Annotated in this window: 3 protein-coding genes, 2 pseudogenes and 1 riboswitch; of the genes and pseudogenes, 3 read left to right on the top strand and 2 right to left on the bottom strand. The window is 45.7% G+C overall.

Translation table 11 applies throughout. The annotated features are described in order from the left end of the window. Window positions 1–790: pseudogene (locus O9300_RS17200) on the bottom strand (RNA-guided endonuclease InsQ/TnpB family protein); the annotation flags it as partial. An 86-nt stretch (window positions 791–876) separates the two neighbouring features. Beyond that, window positions 877–973, top strand: a riboswitch (TPP riboswitch). Window positions 974–981: 8 nt separating this feature from the next. Here O9300_RS17200 and thiC point away from each other — a divergent pair. After that, window positions 982–2,364, top strand: a complete 1,383-nt coding sequence (gene thiC, locus O9300_RS17205) for a phosphomethylpyrimidine synthase (protein WP_004162805.1) — start codon at window positions 982–984, stop codon at window positions 2,362–2,364. Between the two features lie 87 nt (window positions 2,365–2,451). Here thiC and O9300_RS17210 read toward each other — a convergent pair whose 3' ends face one another. Then, on the bottom strand, window positions 2,452–2,991 hold the full coding sequence (locus tag O9300_RS17210) for a phycobiliprotein lyase (RefSeq protein WP_002757172.1): 540 nt from the start codon (window positions 2,989–2,991) through the stop codon (window positions 2,452–2,454). A 361-nt stretch (window positions 2,992–3,352) separates the two neighbouring features. Here O9300_RS17210 and O9300_RS17215 point away from each other — a divergent pair, with 361 nt between their 5' ends. Beyond that, complete coding sequence (locus tag O9300_RS17215) at window positions 3,353–4,273, top strand: NAD(+) kinase (protein ID WP_287972941.1); 921 nt, start codon at window positions 3,353–3,355, stop codon at window positions 4,271–4,273. Beyond that, a pseudogene (locus O9300_RS19720) lies at window positions 4,254–4,452 on the top strand (hypothetical protein); the annotation flags it as partial. The gene O9300_RS17215 and the pseudogene O9300_RS19720, both read left to right, overlap by 20 nt. Window positions 4,453–4,525: the final 73 nt, after the last annotated feature.

The raw sequence follows: 4,525 nt of genomic DNA on the forward strand, positions 1-4,525 counted from the left end.
TCAAATCGCCTCCGCAAGCGTTTTCCAACACGGTCAGCCCGACCGCATTTTTTCCTCGGTTCTCAATTACCTTCGCTGATGCCGTATCTCTTGGTTCAATGTGGCCGCAAGAATCACACCGGTGAACTCTTTCCGATAACGACTTTTTGCCGGTAATCGCGCCACAATTAGGACACTCTTGCGAAGTTCCGTTTTTATCAACCTTAAGATAATATTTTCCCCGTTTCCAAACAACAAACGGTAGTATCTCATTAATAAAACTACCGATGCCCGAATCTAGAGATTGTTTTCTAACGATACCTCTAGACCAGGAAACGAAGTTAATATCTTCAACGAAGATATTATCAGCAAAATCGCAAAGGTAATGAGCTAGTTTAAAGTGCCAATCTCTACGAGTATTAGACACTTTTTCGTGTAATCTTGCTATCTTCTCCTGAAGTTTAAACCAATTGTTTGAGCCTTTGACTTGATGTTTCAAGCGTCTTTGTAGCAATTTAAGCTTACTCTGTACTTTCAACAAAAATCGAGGGGCTTTGATTAAATCTCCCCGTGAAGTAGCGACAAAACTCTCAATTCCCGCGTCGATTCCTAAACAGGTCTTCCCTACTGTCATATCGGGAACTAATTCCGTAGATTGGAAGGAAACCGAAACGTAAAATCCCGACGCTTTTTGGATAATTAGAGCTTGTTTAGGCTCAAACCCAGACGGGTACTCTCTGGATTTCCTAATCCGAATTTTTCCCAATTGTGGAAAATTTAAGTATTCGTCACCTAAGAAGTTTATTGTAGGTGGTCTAAGTGGGTTTTAGCCTAACTGCCTAATCAAACAACAATCTTAAGCTTTATCTCCTCAGTCCTCAACAGTGGTACAATTGCCGTCATAGCTAGGGGTGTCTGAGGCAATCAGGCTGAGAAAGACCCTTAGAACCTGAGACTGGGTAATTCCAGCGTAGGGAAGCTGTTTACAGAGGAAATAAAATTATGAGACAAGAATGGGTTGCCCCCCGGCGCGGACAAGCAAATGTATCGCAAATGCACTACGCCCGTCAGGGGATAATTACCGAAGAGATGGCTTATGTGGCAAAACGGGAAAATCTCTCTCCCGAATTGATTCGCAGCGAAATCGCCCGAGGAAGACTGATTATTCCCGCTAATATCAATCACCTCAACCTCGAACCTATGGCGATCGGTATTGCTTCTAAGTGTAAAGTTAATGCTAATATCGGGGCTTCCCCTAACTCCTCGAATATTAACGAAGAACTGGAAAAATTACACCTAGCGGTCAAATACGGCGCGGATACGGTGATGGATCTCTCCACCGGTGGCGGTAATTTGGACGAAATTCGCACTGCGATTATCAATGCTTCTCCTGTCCCCATCGGTACTGTACCCATCTATCAAGCGGTGGAAAGCGTTCACGGCAATATTGAAAAACTCACCCCCGAAGATTTCCTCCATATTATCGAAAAACACGCCGGGCAAGGGGTAGATTACATGACGATTCATGCGGGAATCCTCATCGAACACCTGCCTTTAGTCAAAACCCGTCTGACCGGGATTGTCTCCCGGGGTGGTGGTATTATTGCTAAGTGGATGCTGCACCACCACAAGCAAAATCCTCTCTACACCCATTTCGATGAAATTATCGAGATTTTCAAGCGTTATGACGTTTCTTTTAGTCTCGGTGACTCCCTGCGTCCTGGTTGTACCCACGATGCTTCCGATGCGGCCCAATTAGCGGAATTGAAAACCCTCGGCCAACTGACGCGCCGCGCTTGGGAACACGATGTACAGGTGATGGTGGAAGGACCGGGCCATGTTCCCATGGATCAAATTGAATTTAATGTGAAAAAACAAATGGAGGAGTGTAGCGAAGCACCTTTCTATGTTCTTGGTCCCCTCGTCACCGATATTGCTCCAGGGTACGATCATATCACTTCGGCGATCGGGGCGGCTCTGGCGGGTTGGTACGGGACGGCGATGTTATGTTATGTCACTCCGAAAGAACATCTCGGTTTACCCAACGCTGAAGATGTGCGAAATGGCTTAATTGCCTACAAAATAGCGGCTCATGCGGCAGATATCGCCCGTCATCGTCCCGGAGCGCGGGATCGTGACGATGAACTCTCAATTGCTCGTTATAATTTCGATTGGAATCGTCAATTTCAGTTATCCTTGGATCCCGATCGCGCTAAGGAATACCACGATGAGACTTTACCCGCAGATATCTATAAGACGGCGGAGTTTTGTTCGATGTGTGGACCGAAATTCTGTCCCATGCAAACTAAAGTCGATGCCGATGCGATTACGGAATTAGAGAAGTTTCTCGCTAGTCAGAATCAAGACAATTTAACCCCGGTTTAAACGGGAGTTATGGGAAGGGCTGATTTGATTTCAGCCCTATTCCTAGCATAGAAGTCAAAATTCTGGGAATAGCCGCCGATTTTTTGACTAATTGACCCGTTTTTCTAGATATTGACCGATCATCAATTCTTGACCGGCGCGAGAGATAATAGTTTGTCGGGTGCGATATTGTTGACCGATGAGTTTAATTTCTTCTTCAAAGACAGAACCGGCGTATTCTGTTCTCAGACAGAGAGTAGAGGGGTTAGGAAAGGTATAAATAGCGCTAACGGGTTTATCCGTCGCAAATCCCCGATCGCGATAGAGGATATTATCTAAAATGCCGAATATAGTCGAACCGTTGGAGGGTTTTTTACTCTGGGGACGCAGATAATTACTTTGCCAAGTGACTTCCGTACCACCTAATAAGGCTGTATCTTCCAGATTATGTAAACGGGCAAGTTGAATTAATGGTTCGCTGCCTTGGGGTAAATATTTAATCTCGATGGCGCTGATAACTTCTTGGGGTTCCGTTTCTTGGGTGAGGGTGTAATAACGTCTCTGGGATTGCCAGCGTCCTTCTGTCTGCTTAAAAAAGGCTAAAGCCGAGGTTTCCAGCGATAATTGGGCGGTTTGAATTAATGTCATAGAAATAAAACCTTTCCTGTTTTTTGGGAGAGCAGATTTGTTATCCTTTGTCAAGAGTTTGCCAGAGAACTGTTACACATCTTAATACAATTATAAGCTGTTAAGTATTTAAATTGCCAGTTGAGATGAGGCACTCTTGCAAGAGGCAAGAGGCAGGAGATAGGGTGGTCACTGCGTGCGCGTTGCGGGGGGTTTTGGGGTTTTAGTTGAAATTCCCCCACTTCCCCACTTCCCACTTCCCACTTCCCCATTTCCCCACTTCCCCATCCCCCAACCCCCTTTTTACCTGTTACTTTTCACCCGATCTGCCCAGTCTTGGTATTGTTAAAAATATAGAACCTCCGAACAAGGTCTCAACTCCGTGCAGTTAAAACAAGTAATCATCGCCCATAAGGCCAACCATCCCCAAAGTAAAGCATGGGCGGAAAAATGCGCTAAACAGTTAGAAGCCCGTCAGTGTAAAGTTTTAATGGGACCCAGTGGCTTTAAAGATAATCCCTATCCGGTATTTTTAGCCTCAGCATCGGAAAAAATCGACCTCGCCATCGTTTTGGGCGGAGATGGAACCATTTTAGCCGCCGCTCGCTATTTAGCTCAGGAAGACATTCCAATTTTAGCGGTGAATGTCGGCGGCCATCTGGGATTTTTAACGGAACCTTTTGAGATTTTCCAGGATACGGAGACGGTCTGGGATCGTTTACAATCCGACCACTACGCGGTACAACAACGGATGATGTTAAAGGCCAGAATCTATGAAGGGGATAGAAAAAACCCCCAGGCAGTGAGCGAGGCATTTTATGCCCTGAATGAGATGTGTGTGAAACCCGCTAGTATCGATAGGATGCCCACCTCGATCCTCGAAATCGAAGTGGACGGGGAAGTAGTAGATCAGTACCAAGGCGATGGTTTATTAGTGGCTACTCCCACGGGGTCCACCTGTTACACCGCTTCCGCTAATGGCCCGATTATACACCCCGGCATGGAAGCGATCGCTGTCACCCCGATTTGTCCCTTGAGTCTCTCCAGTCGGCCGATTGTCATTCCCCCGGCATCTCTGGTCAGTATTTGGCCTCTGGGAGACTACGAATTAAACACTAAACTCTGGATGGATGGTGCTTTAGCCACTTCCATTTGGCCCGGGCAATGGGTGGGAGTTACCAAAGCTGAAAAATTCGCCCAATTTATTATCCTGCGGGAAAGCTATTCTTTTTATCAGACTCTACAGGAAAAATTACAATGGGCCGGGGCGAGAATTCATTATGATGGCAATCGTCATAATTAGGGTTTGCGGCAAAAAGTTTTTCCTGGGTGTAGGGTGTAGGGTGTAGGGTTTTACCGATTTTCAGGGGGTCAATTACCTAATTTTCAAGGAAAAAGTACCTGAATTTTCCCTCCGATCACTCCCATATCCGGTACTTTTTGATTTCCCAAAGGTCTAAAAGTGTTATCCAACAAGGTTTTTATACTAAATCCGTTGAGTATAGGCTACATATCAAGACAGGCAAAAGGCACTCATGCAAAAGGCAAAAGGGGG

It is taken from the genome of Microcystis sp. LE19-195.1E (assembly GCF_027532095.1).
Lineage (GTDB): Bacteria > Cyanobacteriota > Cyanobacteriia > Cyanobacteriales > Microcystaceae > Microcystis > Microcystis aeruginosa.